General features: G+C 45.5%; 19 protein-coding genes. 15 read left to right on the top strand and 4 right to left on the bottom strand.

Annotated features, from left to right (window positions below; all coding sequences use genetic code 11):
• Window positions 1–23: 23 nt before the first annotated feature.
• The 5 genes from map (at window position 24) to ERX55_RS06715 (ending at window position 3,572) form a co-directional block, all read left to right on the top strand.
• The gene (gene map, locus ERX55_RS06735; RefSeq protein WP_133451805.1) at window positions 24–782 is read left to right on the top strand and encodes a type I methionyl aminopeptidase; all 759 of its coding nucleotides are present in this window, start codon (window positions 24–26) and stop codon (window positions 780–782) included.
• Window positions 783–864: 82 nt separating this feature from the next.
• Window positions 865–1,239: a hypothetical protein gene (locus tag ERX55_RS06730; RefSeq protein ID WP_133451804.1), complete on the top strand. Its 375-nt coding sequence runs from the start codon at window positions 865–867 to the stop codon at window positions 1,237–1,239.
• On the top strand, window positions 1,236–1,925 hold the full coding sequence (liaF, locus tag ERX55_RS06725; RefSeq protein WP_165983735.1) for a cell wall-active antibiotics response protein LiaF: 690 nt from the start codon (window positions 1,236–1,238) through the stop codon (window positions 1,923–1,925). Before ERX55_RS06730 ends, liaF begins: the two co-directional genes overlap by 4 nt.
• Window positions 1,922–2,941, top strand: a complete 1,020-nt coding sequence (locus tag ERX55_RS06720; protein WP_133451802.1) for a sensor histidine kinase — start codon at window positions 1,922–1,924, stop codon at window positions 2,939–2,941. The genes liaF and ERX55_RS06720 overlap by 4 nt, the downstream gene beginning before the upstream one ends.
• A 1-nt stretch (window position 2,942) precedes the next feature.
• A complete protein-coding gene (locus ERX55_RS06715; protein WP_133451801.1) occupies window positions 2,943–3,572 on the top strand; it encodes a response regulator transcription factor in 630 nt (209 codons plus the stop codon).
• A 37-nt stretch (window positions 3,573–3,609) separates the two neighbouring features.
• Here the strand turns inward: ERX55_RS06715 and ERX55_RS06710 are convergent, their stop codons facing one another.
• The 3 genes from ERX55_RS06710 to ERX55_RS06700 are packed head-to-tail and all read right to left on the bottom strand — an operon-like array spanning window position 3,610 to window position 5,505.
• The gene (locus ERX55_RS06710) at window positions 3,610–4,185 is read right to left on the bottom strand and encodes a beta-class carbonic anhydrase (protein WP_133451800.1); all 576 of its coding nucleotides are present in this window, start codon (window positions 4,183–4,185) and stop codon (window positions 3,610–3,612) included.
• Window positions 4,186–4,194: 9 nt separating this feature from the next.
• Entirely contained in the window at window positions 4,195–5,199 is a 1,005-nt protein-coding gene (locus ERX55_RS06705) for a YihY/virulence factor BrkB family protein (protein ID WP_133451799.1), read from the bottom strand.
• 36 nt (window positions 5,200–5,235) lie between these two features.
• A complete protein-coding gene (locus tag ERX55_RS06700; protein ID WP_133451798.1) occupies window positions 5,236–5,505 on the bottom strand; it encodes a YtxH domain-containing protein in 270 nt (89 codons plus the stop codon).
• Between the two features lie 122 nt (window positions 5,506–5,627).
• On the opposite strand from ERX55_RS06700, the gene ERX55_RS06695 reads away from it, so the two are divergent.
• From ERX55_RS06695 to ERX55_RS06680, 5 genes are all read left to right on the top strand, one after another.
• Entirely contained in the window at window positions 5,628–5,825 is a 198-nt protein-coding gene (locus tag ERX55_RS06695) for a DUF1128 family protein (protein ID WP_243721470.1), read from the top strand.
• A 21-nt stretch (window positions 5,826–5,846) separates the two neighbouring features.
• A complete protein-coding gene (locus ERX55_RS06690; RefSeq protein WP_133451797.1) occupies window positions 5,847–7,082 on the top strand; it encodes an aminopeptidase in 1,236 nt (411 codons plus the stop codon).
• Between the two features lie 55 nt (window positions 7,083–7,137).
• Window positions 7,138–7,311 (top strand): hypothetical protein, encoded by a 174-nt coding sequence (locus tag ERX55_RS11425; RefSeq protein ID WP_165983734.1) that lies wholly within the window; start codon window positions 7,138–7,140, stop codon window positions 7,309–7,311.
• A 65-nt stretch (window positions 7,312–7,376) separates the two neighbouring features.
• A complete protein-coding gene (locus ERX55_RS06685) occupies window positions 7,377–7,889 on the top strand; it encodes an acyl-CoA thioesterase (protein WP_133451796.1) in 513 nt (170 codons plus the stop codon).
• 102 nt (window positions 7,890–7,991) lie between these two features.
• Window positions 7,992–10,535 (top strand): YfhO family protein, encoded by a 2,544-nt coding sequence (locus ERX55_RS06680; protein WP_165983733.1) that lies wholly within the window; start codon window positions 7,992–7,994, stop codon window positions 10,533–10,535.
• A 20-nt stretch (window positions 10,536–10,555) separates the two neighbouring features.
• On the opposite strand, the gene yfkAB is transcribed toward ERX55_RS06680, so the two are convergent.
• On the bottom strand, window positions 10,556–11,698 hold the full coding sequence (yfkAB, locus tag ERX55_RS06675) for a radical SAM/CxCxxxxC motif protein YfkAB (RefSeq protein ID WP_133451794.1): 1,143 nt from the start codon (window positions 11,696–11,698) through the stop codon (window positions 10,556–10,558).
• A 132-nt stretch (window positions 11,699–11,830) separates the two neighbouring features.
• Here yfkAB and ERX55_RS11420 point away from each other — a divergent pair, with 132 nt between their 5' ends.
• The 5 genes from ERX55_RS11420 to ERX55_RS06665 all read left to right on the top strand — a co-directional run bounded on the left by ERX55_RS11420 (window position 11,831) and on the right by ERX55_RS06665 (window position 14,401).
• Window positions 11,831–11,986 (top strand): SE1561 family protein, encoded by a 156-nt coding sequence (locus tag ERX55_RS11420; protein ID WP_165983730.1) that lies wholly within the window; start codon window positions 11,831–11,833, stop codon window positions 11,984–11,986.
• A gap of 10 nt (window positions 11,987–11,996) precedes the next feature.
• Window positions 11,997–13,409 carry a 23S rRNA (uracil(1939)-C(5))-methyltransferase RlmD gene (gene rlmD, locus ERX55_RS06670; protein WP_133451793.1) on the top strand — a complete coding sequence of 471 codons (1,413 nt, stop codon included), beginning with the start codon at window positions 11,997–11,999 and terminating at the stop codon, window positions 13,407–13,409.
• A 35-nt stretch (window positions 13,410–13,444) separates the two neighbouring features.
• Window positions 13,445–13,588: a hypothetical protein gene (locus ERX55_RS11415; protein WP_165983732.1), complete on the top strand. Its 144-nt coding sequence runs from the start codon at window positions 13,445–13,447 to the stop codon at window positions 13,586–13,588.
• 26 nt (window positions 13,589–13,614) lie between these two features.
• Window positions 13,615–13,779 (top strand): hypothetical protein, encoded by a 165-nt coding sequence (locus ERX55_RS11410; RefSeq protein ID WP_165983731.1) that lies wholly within the window; start codon window positions 13,615–13,617, stop codon window positions 13,777–13,779.
• A gap of 103 nt (window positions 13,780–13,882) precedes the next feature.
• On the top strand, window positions 13,883–14,401 hold the full coding sequence (locus ERX55_RS06665; protein WP_133451792.1) for a type 1 glutamine amidotransferase domain-containing protein: 519 nt from the start codon (window positions 13,883–13,885) through the stop codon (window positions 14,399–14,401).
• Window positions 14,402–14,404: the final 3 nt, after the last annotated feature.

The following is a 14,404-nucleotide window of genomic DNA, read 5'->3' as shown; positions in this document are numbered from 1 at the left end:
ACTCAAATGAAAGAAGAGATAGAATGATTATTAAATCAAATGAGGAACTTGAAAAACTGAAAGCGATCGGACAGATTGTCGCGGAGATCAGAGATACACTGAAGGAAAATACAGTCGCAGGTATCACCACAAAAGAACTGGATAATATCGCCGGTGAAATGTTTGATAAGCTGGGTGCGAAATCGGCACCCATCACTGAATATGATTTCCCAGGTTATACATGTATCAGTGTCAATGAAGAAGTTGCACATGGCATACCCGGCAAACGTGTGATTGAAGAAGGCGACCTCGTCAATATAGATGTCTCCGGCTGTAAAGATGGCTATTATGCGGATACAGGTATTTCCTTTGTGGTCGGCAAAAGTGCCGATCCACTGAAGCAGAAAGTCGTCGATGTCGCTCTGATGGCATTTGAAGAAGCGATGAAAAAAGTGAAACCAGGGACGAAACTCAGTCAGATTGGCCGCGCAGTTAATGCGACCGCGCGTAAGAATGACGTGACGGTGATCAAGAACCTGACAGGCCATGGTATCGGTACAAGTCTGCACGAAGAGCCGCAGCATATACTGAACTACTACGACCCACATGATAAAGTACTGCTGAAAGAAGGGATGGTTCTCGCTGTTGAGCCGTTTATTTCGTCCAAAGCAACAATCGTCGGCGACGGCAAGGATGACTGGGCATTTGAAACGAAAGATAAAAGTTATGTGGCTCAGATTGAGCATACGATTGTCGTGACCAAGGAAGGACCTTTCCTGTTGACTGAACGTATCTCAGACTAAAGTATGAGAGATGAATCGTTCCTCAGACGTTTTACGTCTTGAGGAACTTTTTTTATAATGAGGACATTGAGGAGATGATAGCATGAGCCGAATCACATCTGTATTGACCCGCACGGTCAAGAAAGCCATTAATCATAGTCTGTTTAATAAGATAGCTGAACTCCAGCACAGGTTAACGGATCTGAATGTCCAGAAAGCACTGAAAGCAAATGAACAGGCCGCACTGCTGAAACAGTATGACCATTATAACTTCAAATTAACGGTTATAGACTCAGAAGACGGCAGTCAACGTGAGTTCCGCTCAAATCGCGTGATGCATATCAGCAAACTGAATCAGCTGGATCATGAGCTCCATGAAATTGAAGTGTCACTTGCGATGATTGAAAGTATGAAAGAAGAAGTGCAGTATGAGATAATGATGCTACAGAAGATGAATGAAAGAGAAGTGAGTATGTGAAACAGTTAGTTTCAACTGAAATCTTGATTACATTTATAATTTTGCTCATTATTTCTAACTTGTATTACTTATTTTTTATGAAAACAGGTATGATACTGGTCCTGCTGGTCGGGCTTCTGCTCGTCTACAGCAGCCAGTTCTATAAGAAAAAGCTGAGGGGATTAGTGCTGCTCTGGATAGGGATAGCACTGATCGCTTTTGGCATGCTGTCAAATCCTTATACCTTGATTCTGCTCTTCAGCTTCCTGATTATACTGTCGCTCAGATATCTGATAGCGAGACGCCAGCCGTCAATCATCACCGTAGAGAATAATGACTTACGAGTCTCCAGTCAGAACTGGTTCAATACGAAGAAAACGCCGGATGAAGTCTACAAATTTGATGATATACATCTGCAGCATGCGATAGGTGACATCCTGATTGACCTGACAACAGCAGCAAATCTGCGTCAGCAGAATGTCGTGGTCGTCCATCAGCTTTTAGGTAAGACCACCCTTATTGTCCCGCATCATTATCAGGTCAAAATTGATTATTCATCTCTCTACGGCCAGCTGACTATCGATGACTTTACCAAGCGCTCAAAAAATCAGCGGCTGACTTATCTGACACCTGAATATCCGAACGGTGTACTGATCAAGGTGATGGTCTCTTCTATTATCGGTGATCTGGAGGTTATTCATCGATGAATAATTACACACGACATATAGGTGTCATGCTGATACTCATTTATAGCTTGTTATTCATCTTCTATATACTGGACAGGATATTCACGAATATCATCTACTTCCAGGGGATGCTGACCTCTTATATCATGGGTGTACCAGCCTGGCTCTTTCTGAATGTCATTGTGATCCTATCATGCATTATTATGGGATCACTTGTCGCTTACAAGCAGAATGAGCAGTATGCCTGGTTAAAGAATCAGATTCGCGCAGTGGATGATGGTGAGAAGATCCGCTCATCGAATGAAATAGAATTACATCCGGAGGCCGCAGAGGTCTTCAGCGCCATCATCAAGTTAAATGAGACCATGCGGACTATCAAGCACCAGAACCAGATGGTGACAAGTGGTGTCAACGAGCAGATCGTCAAAAAAATTGTGGAAGAAGAAAGGCAGCGTCTGGCACGTGAACTTCACGACTCGGTCAGTCAGCAGCTCTTTGCAGCAAGTATGATGCTATCAGCAGTGCAAGCACAACAACTCAGTGAAGAGATGACCAGGCAGATGAATCTGCTTGAACGCATGCTGCATGAGGCCCAGCAGGAGATGCGTGCGCTTCTGCTGCACTTAAGACCGCTGGCCCTGCAGAATAAATCCCTGGTAGATGGGATCACAGACTTGACGCTGGACCTGAAGCAGAAGACACCGCTTGAAATACAGCTGGATATGACGCCTGTCAAGCTGTCCAAAGGCATAGAAGATCAGCTGTTCCGTATTACGCAGGAAGCGATATCGAATACACTCCGTCATGCAAGAGCACACAAACTGACGATTGAACTATTTCCTATTCCTGAAAGCCTGATGCTCCGAATCACGGATGATGGTCGAGGGTTTGATCTGGAGACAAGAGATGAGACGCGATACGGCATTAATACGATGAAAGAGCGTGCACTTGAGATAGGCGGAACATGCCAGATTATTTCTGCGCCGGACAGCGGTACACGCATAGAAATAAAAGTTCCGATCAATGAGGAGGGATAATATGAAAGTGTTGTTCGTAGATGATCATGAGATGGTCAGAATAGGCATATCCAGTTTTCTGTCGACACAGCCGGACATCGAAGTGGTCGGTGAAGCAAGTGATGGTCAGGAAGGCATCGATAAAGCCAAGGCATTGCAACCTGACGTAGTCCTGATGGATATGGTGATGGACAAGATGAATGGAATCGAGGCCACTGCTGTAATCAAGAGCTCAATGCCAGAGACGAAAGTGATCATGTTGACCAGCTTTATCAATGACAAAGAAGTTTACGCGGCACTGGATGCGGGTGTAGACAGTTACATCCTTAAAACGTCAAGCGCTGACCGCATCGCGGACGTCGTCAGGAAGACCTATAACGGTGAAGCGGTCTTTGAGGCCGAAGTGATGACCAAGATGCGTAACCGAATGCAGCAGAAGGCAGAACTCTATGATATGCTGACAGAACGTGAAATGGAGATTCTGCTGCTGATTGCCAGCGGTATGTCCAATCAGGAAATCGCGGATGCAAGCCATATCACCATCAAGACTGTTAAAACACATGTCAGCAATATCCTCAGCAAACTGGAAGTGCAGGATAGAACGCAGGCTGTTATCTACGCCTTTAAACATCATCTGATTGATCAACAGTAAGAAACCCGGTGCCTGAGGCACCGGGTTTTAATGTGTATTATTTTTCCACTACTTTGTCGTAGCCATTCTGAATCAGTTCCACTTCACCTGTATGCGGATCGATAACGAGCCCGTGGACAGGTACACTCTGATCGAATAGTGGATGGTTATATACGAGATCAATATTAGCGCGTACATTTTCTCTGACATCTGAGAATCCGCCTAAGAAGTGATCAAGATCTATACCGGAATGCTTTAGAATTGAGATGGTCTCTTCTTTGATGCCGCGGTCTTTCATGGTATTCAGGACCTCTTCTACATTGATACCGCCCATACCACAGTCTTTATGTCCCATGATGATGATTTCTTCAGCACCGAGTGCATAAATGCCGACCAGTAAGCTTCTCATCGTAGAACCGTATGGATGAGTGATGGTGGCACCTGCATTTTTGACAAGCTTAACATCACCGTTCTTAAATCCAAGAGCTTTAGTGGACAGTTCAACAAGGCGAGTATCCATACAAGTCAGCATAACGGCTTTCATTGCAGGTACTTTAGAAGTTTCGTAGTTCTCATAGGTCTTATCTTCAACGAATTTCGCATTGTAGTTCAGGATTTCTTCTAATAGTGTCATGAGTGTCTCCTATCGTTTAGTAGGTAACTGACCTGTCTTCTTCTGGTGCAGCAGGGCATTGATCTGCGACCCGACAATGATGATGAAGCCAGTCAGGTATAACCATGTCATCAGAACGATGACACCTCCAATACTACCATATGTTTTAGAGTAATTCGCAAAGTTATTGACGTAAAGTCCGAATAAATAGCTGGCACCTAACCAGGCAACAGTGGCGAATAACGCACCTGGTAATACTGATTTCCATGCCAGTTTGATGTTCGGTGCAATCGCATATAAGGTTGTGAAGACAATAAATGTCAGAAGAAGAGGCAGGATGACTTTGACGATATTGAAAATCCAGACAAATTGCTCACCGAGACCGATTTTACCGAATAACAGATTACCGATCTGTTCCCCGAATACCGGCAGCGCTAAAGTAATAGCTACTACTAAGATCATAATGATTGTAAATAAGACGCTAAGCAGTTTAGCCACAATCGGATTACGAGCATCTTCTACTTCATAAGAGACATTGAAGGCATTCATTAACGCAGTCATACCATTTGAAGCGGACCATAACGCAGCGATCAGACCGAATGACAGTAAGCCGCCTGATGAGTTGGCCATGACATCACTTACGATGGTATTGATGGTGTCCGCGGTATCGCCAGGCGCGTTACTCGCGATAATGTTGGTGATTGTCTCTGGTTTTAAGTTAAACAACGGTAAAAGCGTCAATAAGAAGATAAGCAGCGGGAAAAGAGCCAGCAGGAAATAGTAAGCCAGCTGAGCCGCTAAGCCGGATGCATCGTCTTTTCCGACACGGTAAAGGAGACGCTGGAAAAAGTTGCCGTCCTCTTTGTATTTAACAGGTTTGTTGATTTTTGATACGTGAAGCTCCTCATCTTCTTTCTTTGCTTCTTTAGACTGGAACTTCTGTGTTTTGACATAACTCTCATCTAAATTTTTTGACTCAGACGGATCAGCCGCCTGAGTCAAAAATTTAGAAGAGCTCTTCTGCTTTTCAGCCATATGAATCACTCCTCATAATATAAGTAGAAATATTTCTTATTTTTTAGTCAGCATATCTTTCGTCTCAAGAATGGCTTTTTCAAGTTCTGGATTGTTGCGGCGAATTTCTTCGATCTGATCTTTCCAGTACATGATTTCATCTTTAATGCTTGCGAATTTATCTTTAGCAGTAGATGGATTTTTACGTAGTTCATTGAGATTGCTCACTTGAGTTTTGACAGAAGAACGAGTGTTTCTGTCGAGCATTGCGACCGCAGCGCCTACAGCAGCCCCGATCAGCATACCAGGAATTAATTTGTTATTCATGATGATTCCTCCATTAAGTTAGTGTGTGGATAATACTATTATATATCCTAATATATTATGTGGTAAACTTGTTGCAGATGAGATTTTTCAGAAATTATGCTTAATGACAGCGGAGGGCAGTTATGACTAAAGAAGCGATGTTAGAAGACATTATGTCAAAATTGAAACTGATCAACAAAGGAGTCATCAATGCGGAAGATATTGATGATGCTAAAATGGAAGATTTAAAGGATCTTCATGAGATGGTCATGAAACGGGACCATGTATCAGCAAGTGAAATCGCAGCGATCACAGATGCGCTGGGCCAACTGAGAAAATAACTGAAAAAAGGGGATTAGAACATGATTGCAAACCAAGAGGAAAAACTAAGATTATATGCACAGCTTCTTGTACATGTGGGGATGAATGTACAGCCGAAGCAGCGAGTGTATATTCGTGCGATGGTAGAGGCGGCTGAATTTGTGCATTTAGTTGTAGAGGAAGCCTATAAAGCAGGTTCTGAGGATGTTAAAGTCAGCTACGGCGATGACCGGCTGGCGCAGCTGAACCTGCAGTACCGCCCGCAGGAAGCATTTGAGTCGGTGCCGCAGTATGTGGTCGATGAGCGCATGGATTATGCCAAGGACGGCGCTGCACAACTGGCACTGATTTCTTCAAGCCCTGAGAACCTGAAAGATGCTGATCCGGATAAAGTGAGCGCTATGATGCGTGCAAACGGTAATGCTTTCCGCGAATATATGCGCATGATGCAGTCTGACCAGTTTGCATGGACGGTTGCTGCGTATCCGTCAAAAGCCTGGGCGAAACTCGTCTTTCCTGACCTATCTGAGGAAGAAGCGGTGGACAAACTCCTCGATTTAATGCTTTACACTGTCCGTGCCAACGAGCAGGATCCAGTTAAAGCATGGCAAGACCATAACCATACGCTTCATCTGAAAGCAGATTACTTAAATAAGAAGGCGTACAAAGCATTGAAGTATAGTGCACCAGGCACAGACCTGACGATTGGCCTGCCTGAGGGCCACATCTGGTGCGGTGCTTCTTCGGTCAGTGCGGCCGGTGTTGAATTCATGGCGAACATGCCGACTGAAGAAGTGTTCACCGTACCCCATCAGGATCAGGTCAACGGCACGGTCAGAAATTCTCTGCCGCTCAGCTACGGCGGGAATATCATCGACAACTTCAGCTTGACCTTCAAGGATGGTAAAGTCGTCGATTATCATGCTGAAGTCGGCCATGACATTTTAAAGGGTCTGCTTGAGTCTGATGAGAATGCTGTCCAGCTGGGTGAAGTGGCACTTGTCCCGCATGACTCTCCTATCTCTAACAGTCAGACGCTTTTCTACAATACATTGTTTGATGAGAATGCCTCCTGTCACCTGGCCCTCGGTTCTGCTTATCCGTTCTGTTTAGAAGGCGGTAAAGAGATGTCGGACGCTGAGCTTGATGCGGCGGGTCTCAATCAGTCGATTACACATGAAGATTTCATGATCGGTAATGCGGAGATGAATATCAGCGGGATTACAGCAGAAGGTCACGAGGAACCTATTTTTATAAATGGTAATTGGGCGTTTTAATTTTGAATAGATAATGATATGATAATTCTATATTGTTAAGAGCAGGAGGCTGAACATGTCAGTAGCTATGATGTGGTTTATTGTGATTGCCTTTCTTTTCTCGATTTTCGCTTTCGGTGGCATGCTAATGTTCTTCTTAAGACACGCTTTCGATTCTAGAGAGGCCGACATTATCGATACACCAGAAGAAGCACTTGAGAAGAAAGTCTTTGCAGATGACTTACACTAAATAACAAACAACTGGGGAGGTAGGAAACTATCTCCTTTATTGTAGAGCAAATGAGGAGAAAACTGATGAGAGAAAGAAAATCAATGTCTGAATCCAGAACGGTGAAAACACAGCAGGTTTTCCCGTCTGATACCAATCATCACAATACTTTGTTCGGCGGCAAACTGATGGCGATGATAGATGATGTCGCTTCTATTGCGGCAACGAGGCATTGCGGACATTCGGTTGTGACTGCTTCAACTGACTCAGTGGACTTCGTCAAACCCATCCGGCCGGGTGATATCGTTTCACTCGTGGCGCTGGTGACTTATACAGGTAACTCTTCGATGGAAGTGTTCACGAAAGTCATCGCAGAGAATATTCTGGAGGGCCGAAAGGAACTGGCTGCGGTCAGTTTTCTGACATTTGTGGCGCTTGATGTGCATAATCAGCCGGTTCAGGTGCCGGAAGTCTATGCGGAAGATGATGATCAGAGATGGCTGAATCAATCCGGCGCTGAACGAGCCGTCAAACGAAAAGAACGTTCTGTCTACAGCAAGGAGCTGCTGAACTTTTTTTCCACCAAGCTTTATACCTGATGACACACCAGTAAACAATGGTTTACTGGTGTCGTTTTGTTTATAGGATATTTCTTGTTATAATGACAAAGGAAAAAATAGACAGAACCCGAGGGCCAAATGATGTTAAAACGTTTTATGACAATCTCAGCGATTGCACTCTTAATGAGTCTGATTTTTTATCTGCCGGACCTTTATCGCTATGTGGCAAATGGTGTGCTCTATATCGGTAAAGGTGATGGCATGAAGCAGATGATTCCGTTTCAGGTCTATCTCTACGAACATTTCAAGGAATCCAGGACATTCTATGATGTTTCTTTCGGTCTGGGGGGCGATTACTTTACCAGCCTCAGTTATTACTATGCCACATCGCTCGTCTCTTATATCACTTTCTTGCTGCTGGCTGTCTATCAGCTGTTCAATCATGCAGATGTCATCACCCAGATGATTCATATGCAATATGTGACAGCCATTCTGAAATGTAGCTTGGTATTTGTCGCGATGTATTACGCTGCAAAGGAGATAGGGCTTAAAAACAGGCCGGCTTTACTGGCGGCCATTCTTTACAGCTGGTCGACCATCTTTTATTACTTCACCTATACATGGTCATTTTTCAGTGATGTCATGATCTATCTGTCGCTCTCTATATTAGGACTCGAGCGGCTGCTTAGAAAAGGCAGGCCGTTTATATTGATTATGAGTATCGCCGTGACGGTATTCTCCAATTTCTATCTGGCATACTACGAAATGATTGCAGTAGGCATCTATTTTCTGCTCAGAGTGATACGACGTCATCATGATGACCGCTTAACGAGACCGCAGGCTGTGCTGCAGACAGTGGCGGCAGCGGTGATCGGTTTTATGGTCGGGAATATCGGTTTTATCGCCGGCGTTACTTCTTTTATCAACAATGACCGGACGCTCGAGAAGTTGAATGTGCCGCTGTTGATTGAATGGTCATCAAATAATAACATCTTCTACGGTGGTTTCCATCTCGTCGTTATTTTCGTAGCTGTCATTGCGCTCTTTTCCTTTAAATTATACCGTTATTACTACTATAAGCTGTTTGCTGTCGCTACGTGGATCTTGATGCTCGGTTCATTGACACCGTTTGTCGGCAGTATGTTCAACGGCTTCTCCATGCCGCAGCGCAGATGGGTCTATATTCTGGCATTCTCAACGGCCATACTGGCCGCATTGTTCATCCAGCATCTTGCTGAACTGACGGTGCGTGAACTGCTGCTCGCTGCCTGCCCGATCATCCTGGTTGTGCTGATCTCGGCCTTGCTGCTGCAACAGTTCGATTACTGGATTCTTTATATACCGCTTATTGTCATGATGATGGTGTTTTACTTGAAGAACCCGACCGGTAGATGGCGGTCGCTGATCATTCTGGCTACTGCACTCTGCCAGCTGACCCTGATTCAGGATTATCATTACGGTGTCCAGCACCCGTATTTTAAGACGGCAGATTATTTTTACGCCGATGTCTATAACAGGAAGATGCAGCAGGAAATTGATCAGTTAAAGAATGCGCAGCCAGATGATATGAGACGCATCAGTCTGAATGATAATTCATCTGTTAATACACCGATGTATTACGGTTACAACGGCACGATGCTCTACTCCAGTATTTTTGATAAGAAGATTCTTGAATTCTACGAAGATGATTTACAGATCGCGCAGGATAAGCAGAAGAACAGTTATTATGCGCGTCTATCAGGACGAGAAAATCTGGCCAGCCTCCTGAATGTCGACCACTATATCACAGCGGAACCGGATGCCTCTCCTCTGTTTAAGCAGATGGATGATTTCGTGGCTGCAAAGCGCTACGCTGTGCTGAAAAATCCTTATCCATTACCTAGTGTCAGAGTGGCTGACAAAACATATGCCGCGTCTTCCCTGCATAATGCGCTTGAACGTGAGCACGCCATGCTGGCAGGAGTGGTTAAGGAAGAAGGAGCGGCTGGCCATTTCCAAGTGCCGGATTTACTCCCTTATGCCAAGCTGTCGACCGACCATGCTGACTACAAGGGCCGGACACTTGATGTCAAAGAAGATGGCGGTGGTCTTGTGCTGGCGTTTGACCGCAGCAAGATTCAGCCGTATACCGAACTCTATCTGACCATGAAGGCCGATATCATCGTGCCTGAAGACCGGGATTTCTATGTACAGGTCAATGAGAAGAAAGTGATGAAACCAAAGAAAAAGTATAAATATAGACGTCGCGCCAAAGATGCGGTGATGAATGTAAAGGCAGCAGAAACCATCCGCATCACTTTCCCGAAAGGCACCTATCACGTCGAACTCAGGTCCGTCCAGGGGGAAGATTATCAGCAGCTACGTCAGGCTTACGCAAAGTATCAGAAGAAGCCGTTGACCTTCAAGAAAGAAAAGAAAGGATTCTCGGTCGACCTGCAAGGTGACAAGGGAACACTTGTACTGCCCATGCCTTACACGACAGGATTGACTGCCTATGTGGATGGCAAGGAACGTCCGGTCGAAGCGGTCAACTACTTGATGACCGGGGTAGACGTCAAGCCGCATGATAAGCAGGTCATCATCCGATATACACCGCCGTATTTGAAATGGGGACTGGTGATCATGCTCATCGGCTTATTGTCAACTGCATTATGGCTGCAGCGTATACATCAAAAAACGAAGTGAAAAGATTTCACTTCGTTTTTTTAGTGGCGTTTATTCAGCTGTTCATGCATCGCCTGTTCACGTTCCTTGAAGTCAACGCCTGGATAATACATATTCTTGACGAGTAAGTTCGGCCCTAGACATTTAACGGGAGCACAATGACAGTTCAGCTGCTTATTCAGCGCGCTCTGCTGCCATTGATCATAGATAGACTGCAGTGAATGTGTCTTGATATTATTGATCGTACCCGTCTCATCACCGAAATCCGTGACGATGACATCACCGGTGAAGACATTGACGTTCAGCCGTGAACGACCGTCAGGGTCATTTCTGACCGTTATGGTGGGGTCCATGTGCAATGTTTCCTGCAGCTGCAGATCATCCTCATTCATTGAGCACGGGAAGAAGGGCAGTGTGCCGAACAGCATCCAGGTCTCTTTATCGCGCAATGACAACAAATGACGGATGGCCTGTTTCATCTCATCGAGCGTCAGGACATTCATATCGGAAGCGAAATCTGAAGGATACATCGGATGAATCTCGTGCCGAGCGCATTTCATGTCGTGCACCACTTCATTGTGGATTTTCTCAAGGTAAGGCAGAGTATTCTTATTGAGCATGGTTTCTGCTGACACGAACATCCCTGCTTCTGATAATCTGCGCGCATTCTCAATCATCTGTTCGTAGAGCCTGTAGCGGGCGGCAAGAGGTGGCTTCTTCTCCATGACATGGAAGCCGACTTCAGCGAATTCATCAACTGTGCCCCAGTTGTGTGAGATATGCATGACATCGACCAGATCGAAGACATCTTCGTAACGGTCATAAGGCATGGTGAGGTTGGAGTTCATCTGCGTGTAGATGCCTCGTTTCTGCGCGTATGTCAGCAGCGGTTTAACCGTTTCTCTAATGGATTTTCTGGAGAACATCGGTTCACCACCGGTCACACTGATGGTAGAGAGATGAGGGATTTCATCGAGTCTTCTTAAAATGAGATCCATATCCAGGACATCTGGATCCTTCACCTGCAAGGTATAGCCGACAGCACAGTGTGCACAGCGCATGTTGCAGAGGGTCGTCGTCGTGAACTCGATATTTGAGAGCTTGTTTTCGCCGTATTTCTCCACTTCATTATAAGCTTCCCAGGGGTCGAACTGAGGGGTGATACGTTGTTTCGTTACTAACATAAGGGTCCTTCTTTCCGCAAATAATCCTTACCATTATCTCATTGTGACAATAATTGTCAACGACTATAGATTGAAAGTTCAGGACTTCTCGTTCATAATAAAGGGCGATATAAAGCGATGAGGAGGGTAATAATGGCGAACGAATCATTAAATGAAATCAAGGAAAAGTTAAGTGCTTTCATCGAAACGATTGATAGTGTGAATCCAGAAACCACTGATATGGCAGATATCGATGAATGGCTTGAAATTTTGGAGCAGTTAGAAGCAAAAGTCAAGTCGATCAAGTAGGAGGACTGGAATGAAAGATATAGAAGTGAAAATAGGACAGAAATTTCCTCTGACTATCAAGAGACTGGGCATCAATGGTGAGGGCATCGGCTATTACAAGCGCAAGATTACATTCGTACCGGACGCGCTGCCGGGAGAAGTGGTACTGACGCAGGTGACGAAAGTTAATCCCCGTTATCTGGAAGGGAAGGTCCTGAAGATACGTGAGCGTGCACCGGAACGTGTGACGCCGCCGTGTCCGGTCTTCTTCTTATGTGGGGGCTGTCAGCTACAGCATATGGATTACGCGGCTCAGCTGAAGTTTAAGCAGCAGATTATTATCGACTCGCTGGAGAAGTACGCCGGACATGTGCAGGCTGATAAAGTAAAGCCGACAATCGGCATGGCAAAGCCCTTCCGTTACCGCAGTAAGAATCAGTTCCCGGTTGAGAAGTCCGGCCGTAAAATCCGTGCTGGTCTCTATAAAGAGCAATCAAACACCTTGATTGACTTAGATGAATGTATCGTACAGGACAAACGGACCATGACAACCACCCAGGCTGTCAAGGCCATTATGAGTGAACTGAACATCGATGTCGCGAAGAATGTCAACAAGGAAGATGGCGTCCGTTACATCATGACCAGAGTGGCAGAGGAGACGGGTGACATCCAGGTTATTCTCGTCTCCACAACAAGCGAGCTGAAAAAACTGGATTTACTGACAGAACGCATCATGCGACTGCCGCATGTCACCAGTTTCGGACTGAATATCAATCATGAGCGTGATTTACTGACAGGAGAAGAGACGATTATCCTGGACGGTGAACAGACCCTCCACGAGAAAATCGGGGAGACCCATTATGATGTGACTACAGTCAGTGCATTCCCGATCAACGTCAGTCAGACCCATGTGCTTTACGATGAAATCGTCAAGGCTGCTAACCTGAGAGGAACTGAACATGTAGCTGACCTCTTCTGCGGTGCGGGCGGGCTGGCCATGAAACTTGCACCTCATGCCCGCGAAGTACGAGGCACGGATCTGAAGGAGCAGGAGATCATCAATGCCACGTACAGTGCAGCGGCCAACCGCATTGACAACTGTCTATTTGAGATAGGAGAACCGGCTGATAAGCTTGAGGAGTGGATCAATGACGGCTTCTATCCGGACGTTATCACGATCAATCCGGACCGCTCCGGCCTGACAGCTGAAGAAATCAGTGTCCTCAATGAAATCAAGCCGAAGCGCCTCGTCTATGTGAGCCGGAATCCATCAGCGCTTGCCAAAGATCTTGCGCATTTGACGAAAGCCTTTGATGTAGAAGCGATCCAGCCTGTCGATATGTTCCCGCAGACCGTTCAGGTTGAAGCAGTTATCACGTTAGTACGGAAAAGAAAATTAAGCAAATCAATCGTTTCTGACACCGCGAGCCGCTATAATAGATAGGGTACTATCCATTACATCTGAACGAAGTGGAGCATATGAAGCGCCTATTAACAGTTATGAGCTTAAGCACTCTAATGCTGACGGCCTGTCAGGCTGAGCAGGCCCCTGAAGAGCAGACAGCACAGACAAACAGACGTCGGCAGTTGATTTCGAAAATGTCAAAGCACCATCTGATTTAGCAGAACAGCTGAAAGATGGCGGTTATGTGATCGTCTTCCGCTATACCGGTTCAGGCGGTCCGCCTTCTGAAGTCCCGGCTGAGCTGAATGGCAAGGTCAAGGATGACGGGCAGCGTATATCGGAAGAGAGTATCCGCCAGCCGGCACGACCATCATCTTTAAGCCGGACGGCAGTGATAAAGCAAGAGTAGTAGCCGTACTCAGTATGGAGGAATTCATGGCGCTTTAAATGTTTAGTGTATGCTCAGGCGGGTAAATTTAACTATCACTGCTTATAAGGAGGAATAAGAAATTATGACTAAAAAAGTAGCAGTTGTATTGGACAATTTATTCGAAGATGTGGAATATACAAGCCCGGTAGAGGCGATTAAAAACGAAGGCCACGAAGTAACAGTAATTGGTAAAGAAGCCGGTTCAACTGTCAAAGGCAAAAAAGAAGAGACAGAAGTGACTATCGATAAAGCAATCGGCGACGTGAATGCCGCGGACTATGATGCATTACTGATTCCTGGCGGTTTCTCACCTGACCAGCTGCGCGGCGATGAAGAAGGCCGTTTCGGTAAGTTCACTAAAGAATTCGTGACTGCAGATAAGCCGGTCTTTGCTATCTGTCATGGTCCGCAACTATTGATCGATACAGATGAATTAAAAGGACGCAAGCTGACAAGTTATTTATCAGTACGCAAAGATCTTGAGAATGCAGGTGCCACTGTAGTGGATGAGTCAGTGGTTGTGGACAACAACTTAGTGACATCAAGAACACCTGACGATCTGCCAGACTTTAATGAAGCTATCGTGAATGCACTTAAATAATCA

It is taken from the genome of Macrococcus bovicus, from assembly GCF_004359575.1.
In the GTDB taxonomy this organism is placed as follows: domain Bacteria; phylum Bacillota; class Bacilli; order Staphylococcales; family Staphylococcaceae; genus Macrococcus; species Macrococcus bovicus.
Note: the sequence above shows the minus strand (reverse complement) of the source record. Positions and strands in the feature narration are given on the sequence as shown.